Genomic DNA, 17,460 nt, shown 5'->3' with positions numbered 1-17,460 from the left:
GTCACCGGATGATTTATAAATAGTTATGGTAATATGGTCGGGTCTGTTTAATGACAGGACATTAAATTGTTAGTGACAGTATCTTACTTCGTGAAGTTCCATGAAGTATAAGTCTCCGGGAATTATGTTTACAAACTCCAGCTTTCTTTTCTTTTCAGAAATCCGGTTACCAAATTATAAAACGCGTACAGTTCCAATGGGAAAGATAAATACCCCAGATACCCTAACAATGGCATTTCAAAAATATGTAAAAAATCGACAAACGGTATTTTATAGAGCCATTTGGGATAGGAATAAAAATTCCACATTTCCCAAAACAAGCCACAAGTCAGGCATCCAACGGATAATGCAATCAACGGCCGCCAGTCGCCCCGGGCAAGATGGTCGAACAATGATTTATGCTTTAACCAAACATTGACCGGCTCAATAATAAAATAAACCGACAACCACATAAGCGGGAAAAAGTATCTTGGAAAGATGAGTAATAAGGCTAACATGAGCCAGCCCAGCATAAAAATGCTAAGCATCTTTTTAGGGGTCGGAATAATCCGAAATCCGGTCTTGATTTTTGAATGCCATTTAAAAGTGGTAATCAGGTTGGCCGTGCAAAAAACGGCAGGTATAACTGTTGAAAAACTTAATGAGGCCAGAATAGCATATTGTAAATCAGTAAAAAACTGACGTCCATCGTAAAACCAGTTCTGGGCGCGAATATTAAGTAACTCAAACAACCACCAAACGGGTATGGAGATCAAAAACATTTCCCAAAACAACAAACGGTCCCGCGTAAAAATGGAGTTTCCCCTTCGGACAACAGTAAGGCCGTCGACTGCTAGGCAATAGCCAAACCACAATGGAAAAAACATCAAGTGCGCGCGCAGACCAGAAAGGAACCAATTCAGGCTCCAGAAGGTTGCGATTAATGCGAATCCAATCCAACCATGTATGGGCAGTTTTTTAATGAACGACATGGTATTGCTTGCAGTATTTGTTATTTTCTTTAATCGTTTGATAGTTTCAATTGAAGCCGTATTGTTTTTTCTACGGAAGCGGCCAACCATTTCATTTCATACGTTGGTTCACCCAGTATTGACAACACATCTGTGTCTATTTTTTTTGTCAGACCCTTGTTCGCCACAAAAAATCTTCAGACTGTTACAGACAACTTCCATACGAGGTCGAAGTGGCGATAAGGATATATTCCATGCACAAGCTGCAAAAGGCCTTTGGGGCTTAAGGTTTCCACCTATAACCTCAAGTATAATCTGCAGGTTTTCTACAAACTTCCAGTGGCAAGTCCAAAGAAGGTAGATAGCCAAACCCAATGAGAAACTTCCTCCATCTAATCCTTTTAGGTCGTCAAAAGGCATGGTTTCAATGGTGTGTCGCCAAAAATCTTCATGTTCCCTATAGTATTCCGGACAGTTGTTCTGGCCAACCACCAACCATGCATATTGGGTACTTGGATCTTGTTCTGACCCTGGCCAGCCGGTCCAACTGCGTATTTTTTCGATGACACGCTGGACCTGCCATTCTTTTAAAGGGGTACGTTTTTCCAAACAAGTATGAATCACAGATGCCTGTATAGAATCAATGGGCCAATCGATCGATGAAATGGGACATCCGGCACCCCATACCGATAAGGCACCAGAAACTCGCTTCGACAGTGTTTCTTTTGGATGAATTTGGCCTGGGGTCCGTGTGCCTAATCCTTTATTTGCCTGTTCTGTCCCTATTGCTTCAAGTATGTTGTGGACCCATCTTTCTGCCTTGTGGTGGCACATTTCCAAACAGCTAATCAGTTCTCGGGTTTTCAATACATTCTCAGCCAACGGGGCAATCTGGTCCTCCAAACGATCAATATTTACAATCTCGGAATCGCTTTTTTGCCCAATATCACAGTTCTTCCACCAATCACGTTTTATCATCAACTTTTACCCGGTTTCTGAAATTAGACTTTTGTTATCGGATGGTTACATCACATGGCATTTACACTGCTTCGCCTTGTCAGTACCATTTGCCTGACGAAGACATACTTAAACCCGGATTATGCATAGAACTTCGTCGTGAACATTGAAAGTGCAATAAAACAAGGCTTTACTGAAACGAGGCATAGCATCGTTATGGTGAGTTGAAGTGAAGCAGCGGTGTGTCTTGTTTTGAAACAATTTCAATGTGTAATAGATTTTCTAATGCATATTGCGGATTAAACAGATACAAATCTATTTATAGCAAAATTACTATTTACAAGGAAGTAAGTCAAGGGAAATAAAACACGTTATACACTAATGGGAAGCGTATTACAATTCTCCGATATTAAACTTATCGATGATTTCGCCGGCAATACTTCGATTGGAGGGATAGTTGGGAAGATCATTTCGATCATACCAATCGGCTTCTAAAATTTCTCTATTATCCACCCGGATAGTCTGTTCTTCCGCTGCTTCCGCAACAAAACCGATCATCACAGACCCGGAAAACGGCCAGGGCTGGCTTTTGTAATAGCGTATATTTTTTATTTCCACCCCCACCTCTTCCTGCACCTCACGGACAACAGCATCCTCGATGGATTCTCCCACATCTACATATCCGGCCACCAACGAATAAAACCCTTCGGGAAAATGTGCTCCTCTGGCCAACAAAATTTTATCGTTACAAATAATCGCCACAATAATGGCCGGAGAAATAGTAGGGTATTTAGTATTTTGACACGAAGGACACACAACGGCTCTCTCGTCTAATCTTGGTTCTGTCAAAGTTCCGCATTGACCGCAATATTTATGCTGGTCGTACCAGTTTTTTAACTGCAATGCAACGCTGGTAACCCAATCGAGCTCCTTTTCCGAAAAGGGATTTCGAAAGTGAATGTCGTGAAATACAAACCGTTCTTCATGCTGTGCTGTGCAATCCCGCACCAAAAAACAAGGCGTATTTTTAAAAGTAAAAAGAAAAACCCCATCGGAAGCACATCCGTTCATATCCTTTTTTGTAGGAATTTCAAGCGACTCTCCGCTTTGCTTCATCATTAAAGCATTCCCCTTAAAACAGAAAACATAATCGTTCTCATTGAATTCCATCTTAGCCACAAATCTATTGTCAAACTGATGTGGGTGAATATCTTGAATCATAGCGCTGTGTTTAATTGGATGGTTGTTTTTTATAGGTCCTCAAGCTTTCCAGTACTACAGTGGCAAATATAATAATCCCCCCTATTATGGAGCTCGACCTTGGATATTCACTTAAAAATATGATACCTATCAAAACCCCGTATAATAGCTGGGAACTACTCATTAAACTAATTGAAGTAACCGAAAAGTTTTTTAGGCTGTACAAAAACAGTGTATGCCCAATGGCTGTGGTCAATAACGAAAGCAATAATATGCCAGGCAATTGGTCTGCAAGTTTAAAATCTTTGCAAATTAAAAATACGGGAGAAAACACAACTGCAATAACTATCAGTTGATACATCATCACTACCGATCCATTATAAGATTGAACTTTTGATTTGGTAATAATATTTCTAAGTGAATAAAATACTGCAGAAAGAACACCTACACATAAGGCTTTAAAATAATCGTTCTTTAAGTCGAACTCAGGTACCAGGAAATAGACACCCACCAAGGTCATCAACCCTAACAGGATCTGCGCATTTTGAAATCTCTTTTTTAAAATAAGCGGTTCCAATAGCGAGGTGATTACCGGAAAGGTAAACAGCGATATCATACCCATCGCAACGCTCGATAACACCAGCGAGTAAAAATAGGTGACCCAATGTAAGCCCATCAGCACACCGCTTAATACAAGTACCCCTCTATCCTGTTTCCGAATTTTTAAATCGAACTTTTTCCATCTGCAAAACAGGTATATAAAAACACCTCCTAATAAAGCCCTGGATGCTATCATTACAGGAACGGGCAATTCAATATACCTGGCCAAAGCACCAGAAGTGCTCATAAAAACAATGGCTATATTCAATTCCAGAATATTCCTGAGGTGTTTGTTGTTAGTCATTGGTCAATCAGTCATTTGTCAATGAACAATATGGTATTATTTAAAATTATAGGAGTTGAAGTTACTGCAAAAGAAACTACAGAATTGATGGCAATACCAAATGTTTAATGTTTGATTTTAAACACCGTTTAAGCGAAAACTACAAATACTATAGTTAATATTTATTGATAAGTAACAGATAATAATCCAACAGTTGACCAGCGAGCAAATAGCCCACTGATGCACTTACTGAGATATTAATCTACATTTACGATCTCACATTGTAAATCACAACACTTATTGTTATGACCTCCTAACAGATGCCAATTTCACTTCTTCCTTTCATTCCCAAAATCCACCGAAATTTCCGGGTTCAGGAATGTTGTTTGGGACATTATTTATTAACAATTGGTATTGCGAGTGGTAACTTCATCCTTAAGAGCAGCCACAAGTACACTTAGGTCCCTCGATATGACCATGATGGTCAATAATCATTTGCTTCACTTCTTCTTCGCAACAAATGCCCTTGGGGTGCATTTTTTCGCATTGGTTATCCTTACAGGCATCGGTACTCCAACGAATATCTTCCAACGACTTGGCGCCTTTTTCAATGGCCGCTTGAACCGTTGCCCTGCTTACATTGCGGCAATAACATATCATATCTATCTCCATGATCCTATTTTTTTATTGGCTGCAAAGATAAGAGATTTTAAATAATAGAAGATGAACGCCTAGGCATTGCTCCTCGTCCGATGCCAAAGGCCATAGCCGACGGCAGTCCGCTACAGCTTCAGCGACACGCAAAAAGGCGTAGCGATATTACTATGTGAATATTTACCCTCATCCCTCCAACTTAGGAGAGTGCTTCCCTGAGCTCACAGCTGAGGGAAGAGCCCTTGCCATTATACCTTTGGCCACGGGATGTCACTTCCCCCAACAAACCATATTCTGTTTACACAAAGCGCATAATTTCCTCAACTGATTTACGAGGAGTAGGCTTTGGGTGTTCACCTTCTTCGTAACCGTAAACAATAAGTGCGGCCACAGTTTCTTCTTCGGGCAGCCCAACAATTCCTGATATTTTCTCATCATTAATCACTCCCATAACACAAGTACCCACACCTTTTGCGTGAGCTGCTAAACAGAATGTTTGACAAGCAATACCCGCATCAAACACTTCCCATACATTGGCTTTAGAGGTAACATACTCGTCTTTATCGAGTTTGCCACTTTTACCTTTTACAAAACTCAATACGGCAACCCCTTTGGCTTCTTTTAACGTGTTCACGTTATAAACAAAACCATCAACCCCATCCGCTGCCAGTTTTTCGATTACCGTTCTGTTATCCACCAAGGTATATCTTGCTACCTGAAAGTTTCCCCAGGAAGGAGCCCATCTGGCCAGCTCAACAATCTCTTTCATGGTTTCATGACCTACCTTTTCATCCTTGAATTTACGAACGCTACGGCGCTCTTTAATCATTTCAATTGCATCCATTCTTTATGTTTTTCTGGTTATTAATCAATTTCTTGTTGTAAACACAATGTGTAATTAAAGCCATTTAAGATTACTCCAATGCTTTCCCGTTCCCTCTTATTAAATTGAATGACGCTCGGGCACACTTTCCAAAAGGGCCTCTTCCATATCGGAAATGGCATTTTTAATCCTGTCAATGGCTCCCTGTTTGTCACCGGGCAGTTTTGCATCGAAGCTCACGGTGTTTATGATATGTATCCCCATGTAGTAGGTTGGCACATCCACCAACTCTAATGTTTTAATTTGCTCTTCGAGCACTTCTCGTTCGGTAGCCAATTCAAACTTTCCATCGGCTATATCTTTAGCCAGTATGGTTCCTTCGTTGGGGCTTAATGTAGTTGGAACAATTCCTACAGGTTTTACCTTATTGATCAGTCTTGCATTGGCTTGAGCGTTTTCAATACCTTTTCCTTTGCCGGCAGCACCAAACATAAAGCCATAAAAGAAGGTCATCCCCACCTTATTCAAACGCTCCAGCTGAATTTCCGCATCCTCAAGCGTAGCACCTTTGTTAAGATATTTGAGTGCTTCGGCATGCCCGGTTTCTACCCCGATCCATAGGTCACCAATACCCAATTTGGCCAACTCAGCCAGCTCTTCATCTGTTTTACCCATAATATTATTGATGGAAGCGTACATTGTTATTACCTCAACCTGAGGCAGGTAATCATGTATTTTTTCGGCAATCACTTTTAAACGCCTCGCTGAAAGCACAAAGGCATCTCCGTTAACCAAAAACACCCGCTTTACGTTTGGGTATAACTGCTTGGCTTCTTTCAGGTCCCTCTCTACCTGATCTATTTTATCTACCGAGAAGTTCACATCGCGGTACATGGTACAAAACGTACATTGATTATGCGCACATCCTACGGTTACTTGTAGCAATAGTGTGTTCGACTCGTAAGGAGGTCTATATACTGGTCCTGTATAATTCATTTTAATTTATTTTTGGACAGGATTAACAGGATTTACAAGTTATCTTTACGTTAAACATTCAATCATATTAATCTTTTCAATCCTATCCGAATTTCTTTGCGCTCTAGTTTCTCAAAAGTTTGTTTGTAAAATCTATCAATTGATTGATGGCATCCTCGTTGTAGGCATCTTGGTGTGCATTGGCATACCCTCCCCTGTCATTATCAAAATATTTCCCTGTTACACCCTTATGGGCCTCATCAACTGCCAAGTCGTATAGAATATCTGCACCTTTTTCGGCAGGCGACCAATGTTGACCGTAAGCTTCGTTAGCCATTTTTGTATTCAGTAACGAACCGGGGTTCACTGCAATTACCGCGACCTTTTCCAATTCTTTGGCCAAACGAAAACTCCACATGGTCAGTGCCAGTTTGCTCATGGCATACGAAGCGTTTAACGAGACACGCTGCTTACCAATCATAGCAGCATAGGAAATATCCGACTGTGCTGCAGAACTTAAATTGATGATACGTGCATCAGTTCCTTTTTCCAGCAACGGCAGTAATTCTTTGGTTAGCATATAAGGAGCAACATAGTTAACCACAAACCTCAGATCCAATCCGTCTTTATTCAATATTTCAGCAGTTTTGAAAATACCTGCATTGTTAATTAAAATATCAATATGTGATAATTTTGCATTCACTTCTTCAGCCATCCTTTTCACGGCATCTAAATCAGACAGGTCAGCCACAAAACCATCTACATTTTCGTTTTTAGTCGAAAATTTTATTTCTGCAACTGTTTTTTCGACTTTGCCTTCGTTTCTGCCATGCACATAAACCGAATGACCTTCACTTGCCAGTTTAATGGCAACCAGCTTACCAATACCGTCGGTGCTTCCTGTGATTAATATATTTTTCATTGGATTATTTTGTTAATGTATACCATAAAATGCGGACATAATTAAGCAATATGCGTCATCTCGTTTACAATAAATTCTTCAATAGCACCTTTTGTTGCTTCCTGAAAGGCAACAAAGTGTGTATTACTGGCATGTTTTTCCAAAGAATCACGGTTTTCCCAGTTTTCGAAAAACAGGAATAAATTTTTGTTTTCATTGTCCTGATGCAAGTCGTAATTGATACATCCCTCTTCGGCCCTGGTGATATCAATAAGTTTTAGCAGTTCATGTTTTACTAATTCTTGTTTTTCCGGTTTGGCTAAAATTCTTGCTACAATAGTTAATTTACTCATAATAGTATTTTTATTTTTTTCAAGTTCTCGCAAATTAACACCGATGAATTCGCTGAGTTCCGCTGGTTAATTTACCATACAAATTTACTTTGCTTACCACTATCAACCGTTGTATGCGAAAGGGTTATAATTGTACATTTATTGGATAAACAACAAATACCTTTTTAACTGCTTACACAGGCTGAATTAGCACCTGCATTTCAATCGTCAACAAACCGTGCCTCTATCAAAAAGAAAGAAAAAGCACCAGGATCTCCTAATGCTTTTTAGCTCTGTACTTTTTTTCTTAATCCCATACCTTCAATTTCCAGTAGGATGCTTTCTGTTAACACAAGGACACCAAGCATGTAAAAAACAAATGATACTTTGCACGCTCGGTGACTTCGTGGTTCAATTTTAAGAATTAAACTGACTACCTTGCAGGAATAATTTCGCACGCTCCATTCGCACGTACATAAAATACACATTCACTTGTAGCGCTTGAAGTAATTTGGTGAACTCCACCACCCGTAGATGCAAAATAACTACCTAGTTCAAGTATCTTAACGTCGTTTTTTCCGCCAACCTGATATTGCGGCTCACCTTTAATCAATACTGAGCGAAAGCTTGAACCGTGGCTTACTATCTTTCCGCTAAATCCGGCAGGTAATTTTATAAGCGTTCCATTCAACTCATCGACTTGAGGCTTACCCCATAGAAAGGCAACTTTTGGCCCATTAGACATGGCAGCTGTTTCTGGTTGGTCGATCCATTTAACATCCGATGCATCTAACCACACAATGTTTGACCTGTCCACGTTAACAGGCCTCTCCCCACTATCGAAATGTTCATCGGCAGGAAGTACCAAATAAGGTCCTTCCTCAATCTCGATATAGGCCAATGAAGTAGTCCCTTTTGCAGAAGTAATATGCACCTCGCCCTTAGGCTGTGTCCAGAAAGAACCAGCAGGCATCCACATATTTGCAGCTTCCGGATCGTCGTTATGAATTAAGCCTTCAATTACAATTCCCCGGTAAGAAATATTGTGTATATGTGGCGGTGACGAAAAACCATCTGTTGGTTTCAATAGAAAGCCGGTTGGCTCATTCCCTTTTCTATCTCCCCAAAGTGTGCCTGCTTTTGGAGCTAAATCACCTCGTTTAGGATTCAGGTGGTCCCACTTTACTTCCGATGCCAGTACAAGTTCATAGCTTGCTTTTGTATTTTGTTGAGCGGTTTTCTTTCCCGTTGCTACTTTTGAGTTTGTGCATGAGGCCATAAGGCTAACACATGCAAGTAATAATAATGTTCTCATATTTTTATGTTTTTTTTGTTTTTTGTAACTATCAGTTATGAAATTGAATTGGATGTATTAGATGCATGTAAATCAGCTCTAAATTCTATCACATAACAATCTAACGATCTATTTGTTACTACTTTCCCCAATGGATGTTATTGGCATCGAACTTATCCTTTGGTTGTTCAACTCCTGTTGGGGTTCCCATACACGCCTTTAAAATCGTAGTTCAATCCTCCTTGGAAACTGCTTATCGGTATAACTCCCTACGCTTTTACGACTGTGAATTACCGAGAGTATAGCTTCTTTTTTTGTAGTTGTTGATAAAGAAATATCCTTAACCTCCCGTTTGTTTTCCCTCCGTTTTATCGGCAAAAATTTCAATCCCAAAAACCTTTTCGTTTTGCATTGCCAAAACACCCACTAATAACACAATAACCAAGGTGGCATAAACCTTTTGAATTATTCCTTTGCTTGTCCTCATCTTCTTTATTTTGTCAGTAATAAAATGATGACAACTGCCGCCAGAATAATATTAATTACATCACTTACAGTTAACTTCTTCATATTCCCCCTTTTTGATATTAGTTCCTAAATTGTCTTTATATCTTATCTGCGTCAGCAAAATTACATGAAGATGATACTTCAGTATTGTACTTTTCACGGAAAAAATTGTATCTATAGCTGTTTTATGTTTAAATAACAATGTTGTATTTAACTTTCAGAACATTGTATTAATATTGGTATAAATCAGGATTAAGCTTCCTTAACATCACAATAACATCATATTTGTCATCTATTACCTATATTCGCACAATAAAACCAATTTTATTACCATGTTTACAGAATTCTCCAAAAAATTATTTGAAATTCATATCGAAGAACTATCCTCATGGGAGAAAAGACCTCATAAGCATAATTTCTTTGAAATAGTATATGTTGATAAAGGTTCAGGTTTTCAATGCATCAATCAGCATGAGTTTGAATATAAAGAAGGAAATATCTTTTTACTTCCTCCCTTAGATTGCCACTCGTTTAAAATCAATGAGCCTTCAAGATTTTACTTTGTACGTTTTACCGATAATTTCTTTTTAAAAGATGATGGGTTGACGAATTACAATGAGTGGTTCGATAAAATTGCATACATCACAGCAAACTACAATAAGGTACCCGGAGATATTATCCCTACCGAAAGGGAACGGAATTTCATTATTGACAATATAAAATCCATTTATCAGGAATATCTGGCTTCCGATAATTATTCGGATTCGATAATTGCCGGCTCCGTAGCATCCATCCTTAATATACTGGCGCGTAGTATAGAAAAAAGATATGTGGACCAGGCCAACGAAATAGATAACCGTTTTGGTGAAATTTTGAGGTTCATCAACACCAACATCTTTAACAGCGACAAACTTAGGGTACCCTTTTTGGCTGACAAATTTGGTATCTCAAAATCGTATTTCTCGCAGTACTTTAAAAAACAGGCCGGTGTGAGCTTAGCGGATTACATCATAAAGTCGAAGCTAAGGATTGTTGAGACCAAGGTTTTACATACGGACCTTTCTTTGAAAGAAATAGCATTCCAACTCAATTTTACCGATAGCAGTCACTTGTCCAAATCGTTTAAGAAGGTTTATGGCATGACAGTGAAACAGTTTAAAAACAGCGGTCAGGTAAGTTGTGCCTAGTGTCATGTCTCAGCAACGCAATGTGGCGACAAACACGACGCAAGGGCAGAACAGCGTGTATCGCGCAGTAATATTTGAGTACCTTACAACTTATGATTGGGAATACGAACGTAAAAAGTTGTTCCTTTTTTAGGTTCGGATTCTATGGTTATTTCACCACCCAACAATTTGACGTATCCTTTAGTAATAGACAACCCCAAGCCTGAACCTTCAAAATTTCTGGAATAGGAAGTGTCCGCTTGCACAAACTGATCAAAAATATCGGCTTGTTGGCTTAACGCTATTCCTATACCGGTATCTTCCACCCAAAATTCGGCACATTCCTGATTTACCGAATATGTGACTGCAACGTATCCTTGTCTGGTAAACTTAATACCATTTTTTATTAGATTGGTGAGTATTGAATTAAGTTTATATTCATCGGTAACAAAGCCTTTGGTTGAAATCACCCCCTTTTCTGCTACGTTTAGCTTTATTCCCTTGACTTTTGTTTCCTGTGTAAAAAAAGACTGAAGCTGCATTAATATCCCTTTGATATTAACCGCATTGTAACTCGGTTCTTCAACACCTGATTCTAGTTTTGAAACGTCGATGATATTATTGATCGTCCCCAGCATCCGGTTGCCACTTTGCTCTATCACATTAATAAAATGCAATTGTTCCTCTGACAAATATTCATCTGTTTTTAAAAGCTCGGTAAATCCGAGAATACCGTTCATTGGTGTTCTTATTTCGTGACTCATATTCGCCAGGAATGCCGTCTTCATTTTTTCACTTTCCTCAGCTCTGATCTTTTGCCGCTTTAACTCTTTCATTATTTGAGAATTCAGATCCAGTTGATACTGCAAGTCCTTGGTCCTGCTTCGGACCCTTGCTTTTAAAATCCGGTTTACAATTAGCAAAAGCAGAAAAAGGATTAAAATGATGGTACTGGCAATCACGGTGTATTTATAATATTTCTGCCATTCGTTATGGCTTTGATCATATTCCGTGATCCACTTGTCATAAATCTTTTGATATTCCCCGTTTGCCAATATAACCTCTAATCCATTATTCAAAAGCGCAGCTAATTCAGGAGCTGTCTTTAAAACTTTAAATCCCATGCCACGTTCCAAAATGTGATGATCCAAGGCACTTACGTAATCTTTAGCCTGTATTTTGGCCTGGTAAATACCCGCTACCCTTTGTGCAAAGGCACAAGTAACATCGGCTCTATCGAGGGCGGCACTCAATTGTTCATAATCCGTTACAAATAAAAATTTAACCGATGGATTGATGGATCGTACGTAATGAATCAACACGTCATGTTCCCACAAAGCCACAAGCGGTTCTTTCAATGATCTGAATCGTTCAAGTGAGAATCTGCTATGAAATTGAGTATTATATAAAAAACTGTGAGAAGTATTTATCGTAGACCTCGTATATATGTAGTCATTATCCGGACTCCCAGGGTAGTTAACACCACCAACGGCCTGCGTCCCGCTATTTTCAAGTGCCTGATTTATAGCCTCCCATGCTCCTCCGGAAATATGAATATCTGACTTATAAAGATCTTTAATGGCGTTTAAAATATCGATATTAAACCCAACCAACTCTCCTTCTTCATTCATAAATTGATAGGGAGGGTAACTATTGCTAAATGCGACTTCGTACTGAGCATTGGCACTAATGAAAGTAAGCACCACGAATGCGATGACGGCAAAGGTTTTATGCATAGTGAGGATTCATTTCGGAACAAATGTAAAAATTTTATGATTTGTATAGAAACATACTCGTAAATTATTCCAACGTTCATTTTTTTACTATTAGAAAGAGGCAAAGCTTTAATTCTTCAATTTCCTACAATATCCTTAGGATTTCATATTGGTTTTTATAAATTTGTTAATGGTGTTTTGCTAAACCTTTTTTCGGGTTAAAACACATTTTTACTAAAGACAAATTACATAAAACAAACGGTCATGAAATTTGAATTACCTACACTACCTTACAGCGCAGACGCTCTTGAGCCAACCATTAGCAGAAAAACCATTGAATTCCATTATGGAAAACACCACCAGGCCTACGTAAACAACCTTAACAATCTAATTGGCGGTACTGCTTTTGAAAACGCCGACCTGGAAACTATCATCAAAAAAGCTGATGGCGGGATTTTCAACAATGCCGCTCAGGTATGGAACCACACATTTTATTTTACTTCATTTTCGCCCAACGGAGGAGGAGTACCTTCCGGCCCCCTGTCAACAGCTATCATCAAAACATTCGGAAGTTTCGATGCTTTTAAAGTTGCCTTCGGAAAGGCTGCTGCCACCTTATTTGGTTCGGGATGGGCATGGCTGGTAAAAGATGCGAACGGAGAACTAAAAATAGTTCAAACAAGTAACGCAGGCAACCCTATGACTGAAGGTTTAACACCAATATTAACCTGCGATGTCTGGGAACATGCCTATTATCTAGACTACCAGAACAAACGTCCGGATTACATTGCCAATTTTTGGGAATTAATTGACTGGGACGTTGTTGGAGCAAGACTCTAGTATCAAGTCATGTATAGAACTTCGGGTTAGTTACATTTATTATTGCATTTTTCAAAAGGAGAAAAAGTAAGTATAGCCGTCCTTTCAGACATGACGCAACACTAACATAAAGTTAGATTCTATATATCTTAAAGAACGGTTCTGGATAACATGATGTTTATTCAGAACCGTTCTGCGTTTTTTTTAAAATAAATTATTACATTAGGCTAAACTCTATACTGAAAAATAAATCTGGATTAATTCACAAAAATATCCTTAATATGTTAAAAGATCTAATACTAAAAAACCGAAGCTACCGACGATTTTATCAGGACAAAAGTATAAGTGAAGAAATACTTAGCGAACTTGTTGATTTAGCTCGCCTATCGCCTTCGGCCAGAAATGCCCAACCGCTTAAATACGTTTTGTCCAATACCCCTGAAAAAAACAGCATTATTTTCAAGCATTTGTCGTGGGCCGGGTATTTAACGGAATGGCATGGACCTGAAGAAGGAGAGCGCCCGTCGGCGTACATTATCATGGTGAACGACACCGCTATATCATCCAACTTCTTTAGCGACAATGGTATTGCATCCCAAAGTATTTTACTGGGAGCTGTTGAAAAAGGATATGGCGGGTGCATCATCGGATCTGTTGAGCGCCTTCAATTGCAACGAGAACTGGAGATACCTGCCCACTTAAAGATTGTACAGGTTATTGCATTAGGGGTTCCTAAGGAAGAAGTCGTAATCGAGGAGTTTAACAAGGATCATAAGTATTGGCGCGATATGAAAGAAGTGCATCACGTACCTAAACGCAGCCTCCAAGATATTATAGTAAAACTATAATTATGATTCCTTTTAAATAGGTAAAGTATATTATACGTGTCGTCAGTTTTTTTAGCATTACCAAACGATCAATTTAAAGGAACCTATTGACTTTTATACCTATTCTTGAGTAAAACATTTTCCCGTTTATTTGTTTTACAAGATAGATGTACTGATTTTAAGAACAACAAAATTTGTCCGCCATGAGTCCTAAAAGAAAATTGACCTTTATTTTTTTGGTATTTACTATGTTGGCCGGAGCACAAGTCAACCTTGATTCGTTGTTGTTTAGGGGTGTTATAATGGAAGGTGACAGTTTGTTCTCGCTTCCCTATGCCAAATACACCGTGAACAAAAAAATCAGATATACGGCCAATGAATCCGGTCAATTCTCTTTTTGGGCCAAAGCGGGGGACATTGTCCATTTTTCGTATGTAGGATTTAAACCGCTTAACGTTCAGGTAAATGACTCTCTGGCAAACGAGAATTACTTAATGGGGATTTTCTTGAGTCGCGATACCATTAAATTATCGGAGGTAGTGATTATTCCCCAAATCATCAACCCTAATGCGGCGGCACGCAATATGCCTTTGTTAAGTACGGCAGACGATGTGGCGGCGCAAAACAATGTGGCCATGTCAACCTATCAGGCCAAAACACAACCTGTTACCAAATGGGACGCAGAAATGAACCAGAAGAACTTTATACAGGCCCGATCAAACGATATCGCCTACCAAACACAGGTGCAACCCGGTCATATGGCAGGAGTGAGCAACACGGCTCTATCTAAGCAAATTGACCGCTCCAAACTCAAAAACCTGCAAAAACCAAGGCGGCCTTACATCACCCAGGCAGAATGGGAATATCTGATATCCAGCTATAACGAAAAGATGAAAAAGAAATTTGAATAAACCAGATGTATTCCTGATTTTTTTTATGAATTTTGCCTTCTGGTTAAATTAGCGCATAACAAAGTACTACACATGGAATTTACTTTAAATGGAGAGGGTGGATATAGCAAGGTTGAAAGCTACGACGATGGCACTACAGAAAGCTTATCTTCTCATTATAGCGAGATTTTAAAATTATTGGGTGAAGATGTAAACCGCGAAGGTCTGGAAAAAACCCCCTTAAGAGTAGCCAAGGCCATGCAATTTTTGACTCAGGGCTACCAAATGGATCCTGAAGAAATTATTAAGTCGGCCATGTTCAAGGAGGATTACCAGCAGATGGTTGTGGTAAAAGATATAGAGATATACTCCATGTGCGAACACCATATGCTACCTTTTTTTGGAAAAGCGCACATAGCCTATATACCCCGCCACCACATTACCGGATTGAGTAAGATAGCCCGGGTGGCCGAAGCCTTTGCCCGCCGGTTGCAGGTTCAGGAAAGGTTGACCACCCAAATCAAGGATGCCATCCAAAACACCCTAAAACCGTTAGGGGTAGCTGTTGTTATTGAGGCGCAACATATGTGTATGCAGATGAGAGGGGTGCAAAAGCAACATTCGGTTACGACAACATCGGATTTTACCGGCGCATTCCTAAAAAATATTGCTACACGGGAGGAGTTCTTTAATATTATCTCGGGTAAGTTGCATTAACCGTGTGACGACAGAATTAACTGCTATATAATCATCATACCCCCATCCCGACATCGGCGAAACAGTGCTTCCCCTGTCTTATAACCAGTTAAAGCAACAGAGTGGGTTAAACCCGCAATATGCATTAGAAATTCTATTACACATTGAAATTACTTTAAAACAAGGCACTTCGTTGCATCACTTCAACTCACCAGAACGATGTTATGCCTCGTTTCAGTAATGCCTTGTTTTATTGTACTTGCAATGCTCATGACGAACCTCCAATACATAATCCGGGTTAAATAGCATTGATAAATTTGTGTTTATCTGCTTACCACTAGCTTAATCACTTTTCTGTTGCCATTCACCTCAATATTACAAAAATAAATACCCGAAGGCAGTTTTTCCGTATTCATCTGTGCCAGGTGCACACCTGCAGGTTGCCTTTTGTTGATCAACACTGTAACTTCTTTGCCGGAAATGTTGTAAACCGACACTTTTACATCGGAAGGATTAACGAGAGTATATTCTATTATTGCATTTGACGTTACAGGATTAGGGTAACATCGTGCCTTAATTCTGATTGTTGTGTTTAATTGTTCGACAGACACTGTTCCTTCCGGGTTTGCGACTAAACCCGCCAGCGTAAAGATGCCCATTGTAATCACATCAACATTACTGCTACCATCCAGGTTAGCCTGCACTATTTTGCTGCTTCCTGCGGTAATGTTCTCTGTCCAATAAATTTTTGATTCCTCGGTATCGACAGCGATATCCCGGGCAGTAACTCCTGTGGCAATTTGTACCGGACTGGTTTTGTCGATATTTATTCGGTAAATAACATCTGATCCCGAGTCTGTCCAGTATACATATCCGCTGCCTACAGCCATGTCGTAGGGATTTGACATGCTGATACCCGGAGTCATTGTCCAAACAAAAATGTTGTGATCAGTACCGTCGGTATTGCAATAGTAAATAATGTCGAAATTAATATTATTACTTCTTATATAATACAGTTTGTTTCCATAATAAGTGATTGAACGTAAATCCTCATTGGTGGATTCAAAACTAACATATTGTTTTATCATCACGATGGATTGGTTCGTTCCATCCATATCTGCCTCATATATCCGATCATCCTTGCCACTGTTAATCGTAAAATAAACCTTACGGTTCGCAGCATCAATGGTTAAACTGGTTGTAACGAAAAGATCTGGAATGCTTGTGAGTCCTGCAATATCCGTAATCACATCCTGAATGTTACCTCCATCTAAATTGGCCGACCTGATGCGGTTAGCGCCGTTTTCGATATAATATATTCTTTGGGGATTTACCGAATAGTCCACGGCTATATCCGTTAGATGGTCAACCCCATTAAAGCAAACCTCTTGATTTGTTCCATCACTCAAACAAGAATAAATCGTTCCACTATTAGGTAGGTAATCATACCCATTCATATAAAATAATTTCACCTGGCCCAATAAGCTAACATTTAGCAACATGGCACCAAACATTAAAAGAAATGATGTAAACAATTTCATGGCATAATTTTTTTAGCTGAATAACGTTTATCCTATTAAAGTTAAAGCTTTTTCAAACGTAATTCAAGCTATAATCGCTCCGCTTCGCACCTCATTTATTTCCACGTCTTCCTTAGCCATTGCAGCATCTTCTTCATGCACCACTCACTACCTATTTAAAAAACAACATATTTGACGCATTGATGTAAACATTCTTTTCTTTTTATGTCGTTCAGATTAATCACGGGGAGGAGTTTTTCTTAATGCCTGGGGCAGGTTGCATTTGCAGGAAATTTAAAAAGTTATAAACCATAAATTTTATTAGTGAATTAATCATTGAAATACACTATA

Annotated in this window: 18 protein-coding genes; 5 read left to right on the top strand and 13 right to left on the bottom strand. The window is 39.2% G+C overall.

The genetic code is table 11. The features are described from left to right. Positions 1-128 precede the first annotated feature (128 nt). From ACRD64_RS12885 to ACRD64_RS12835, 11 genes are all read right to left on the bottom strand, one after another. Positions 129-971: a hypothetical protein gene (locus tag ACRD64_RS12885; RefSeq protein ID WP_430933789.1), complete on the bottom strand. Its 843-nt coding sequence runs from the start codon at positions 969-971 to the stop codon at positions 129-131. 108 nt (positions 972-1,079) lie between these two features. After that, on the bottom strand, positions 1,080-1,928 hold the full coding sequence (locus ACRD64_RS12880) for a hypothetical protein (protein ID WP_430933788.1): 849 nt from the start codon (positions 1,926-1,928) through the stop codon (positions 1,080-1,082). A gap of 372 nt (positions 1,929-2,300) precedes the next feature. Next, complete coding sequence (gene nudC / locus ACRD64_RS12875) at positions 2,301-3,128, bottom strand: NAD(+) diphosphatase (protein WP_430933787.1); 828 nt, start codon at positions 3,126-3,128, stop codon at positions 2,301-2,303. Between the two features lie 10 nt (positions 3,129-3,138). Beyond that, on the bottom strand, positions 3,139-4,011 hold the full coding sequence (locus ACRD64_RS12870; RefSeq protein WP_430933786.1) for a DMT family transporter: 873 nt from the start codon (positions 4,009-4,011) through the stop codon (positions 3,139-3,141). 414 nt (positions 4,012-4,425) lie between these two features. Further along, on the bottom strand, positions 4,426-4,662 hold the full coding sequence (locus ACRD64_RS12865; protein ID WP_430933785.1) for a (2Fe-2S)-binding protein: 237 nt from the start codon (positions 4,660-4,662) through the stop codon (positions 4,426-4,428). A gap of 280 nt (positions 4,663-4,942) precedes the next feature. After that, entirely contained in the window at positions 4,943-5,488 is a 546-nt protein-coding gene (locus tag ACRD64_RS12860; protein WP_430933784.1) for a nitroreductase family protein, read from the bottom strand. 99 nt (positions 5,489-5,587) lie between these two features. Beyond that, on the bottom strand, positions 5,588-6,463 hold the full coding sequence (locus ACRD64_RS12855) for a radical SAM protein (RefSeq protein WP_430933783.1): 876 nt from the start codon (positions 6,461-6,463) through the stop codon (positions 5,588-5,590). A gap of 103 nt (positions 6,464-6,566) precedes the next feature. After that, the gene (locus ACRD64_RS12850; RefSeq protein ID WP_430933782.1) at positions 6,567-7,364 is read right to left on the bottom strand and encodes an SDR family NAD(P)-dependent oxidoreductase; all 798 of its coding nucleotides are present in this window, start codon (positions 7,362-7,364) and stop codon (positions 6,567-6,569) included. 41 nt (positions 7,365-7,405) lie between these two features. Continuing rightward, a complete protein-coding gene (locus ACRD64_RS12845) occupies positions 7,406-7,696 on the bottom strand; it encodes a putative quinol monooxygenase (RefSeq protein ID WP_430933781.1) in 291 nt (96 codons plus the stop codon). 412 nt (positions 7,697-8,108) lie between these two features. After that, complete coding sequence (locus ACRD64_RS12840) at positions 8,109-8,990, bottom strand: DUF4437 domain-containing protein (protein ID WP_430933780.1); 882 nt, start codon at positions 8,988-8,990, stop codon at positions 8,109-8,111. 319 nt (positions 8,991-9,309) lie between these two features. Next, positions 9,310-9,456 carry a hypothetical protein gene (locus ACRD64_RS12835; protein WP_430933779.1) on the bottom strand — a complete coding sequence of 49 codons (147 nt, stop codon included), beginning with the start codon at positions 9,454-9,456 and terminating at the stop codon, positions 9,310-9,312. A gap of 352 nt (positions 9,457-9,808) precedes the next feature. Here ACRD64_RS12835 and ACRD64_RS12830 point away from each other — a divergent pair, with 352 nt between their 5' ends. Further along, positions 9,809-10,663, top strand: coding sequence for an AraC family transcriptional regulator (locus ACRD64_RS12830; protein ID WP_430933777.1), 855 nt, complete (start codon positions 9,809-9,811; stop codon positions 10,661-10,663). An 83-nt stretch (positions 10,664-10,746) separates the two neighbouring features. On the opposite strand, the gene ACRD64_RS12825 is transcribed toward ACRD64_RS12830, so the two are convergent. Further along, a complete protein-coding gene (locus ACRD64_RS12825) occupies positions 10,747-12,378 on the bottom strand; it encodes an ATP-binding protein (RefSeq protein ID WP_430933776.1) in 1,632 nt (543 codons plus the stop codon). A 243-nt stretch (positions 12,379-12,621) separates the two neighbouring features. Here ACRD64_RS12825 and ACRD64_RS12820 point away from each other — a divergent pair, with 243 nt between their 5' ends. The 4 genes from ACRD64_RS12820 (at position 12,622) to folE (ending at position 15,610) form a co-directional block, all read left to right on the top strand. Then, on the top strand, positions 12,622-13,197 hold the full coding sequence (locus ACRD64_RS12820) for a superoxide dismutase (protein ID WP_430933775.1): 576 nt from the start codon (positions 12,622-12,624) through the stop codon (positions 13,195-13,197). Between the two features lie 260 nt (positions 13,198-13,457). Further along, on the top strand, positions 13,458-14,024 hold the full coding sequence (locus ACRD64_RS12815; protein ID WP_430933774.1) for a nitroreductase family protein: 567 nt from the start codon (positions 13,458-13,460) through the stop codon (positions 14,022-14,024). A gap of 182 nt (positions 14,025-14,206) precedes the next feature. After that, complete coding sequence (locus tag ACRD64_RS12810) at positions 14,207-14,914, top strand: hypothetical protein (protein WP_430933773.1); 708 nt, start codon at positions 14,207-14,209, stop codon at positions 14,912-14,914. Between the two features lie 72 nt (positions 14,915-14,986). Next, positions 14,987-15,610, top strand: coding sequence for a GTP cyclohydrolase I FolE (gene folE / locus ACRD64_RS12805; protein WP_430933772.1), 624 nt, complete (start codon positions 14,987-14,989; stop codon positions 15,608-15,610). Between the two features lie 302 nt (positions 15,611-15,912). Here the strand turns inward: folE and ACRD64_RS12800 are convergent, their stop codons facing one another. Then, positions 15,913-17,130 (bottom strand): T9SS type A sorting domain-containing protein, encoded by a 1,218-nt coding sequence (locus ACRD64_RS12800; RefSeq protein ID WP_430933771.1) that lies wholly within the window; start codon positions 17,128-17,130, stop codon positions 15,913-15,915. Positions 17,131-17,460 lie beyond the last annotated feature (330 nt).

The sequence above is a fragment of the Saccharicrinis sp. 156 genome (assembly GCF_050589685.1).
Taxonomy (GTDB): Bacteria; Bacteroidota; Bacteroidia; order Bacteroidales; family Marinilabiliaceae; genus Saccharicrinis.
This window is presented reverse-complemented; position numbering and strand designations above follow the sequence as displayed.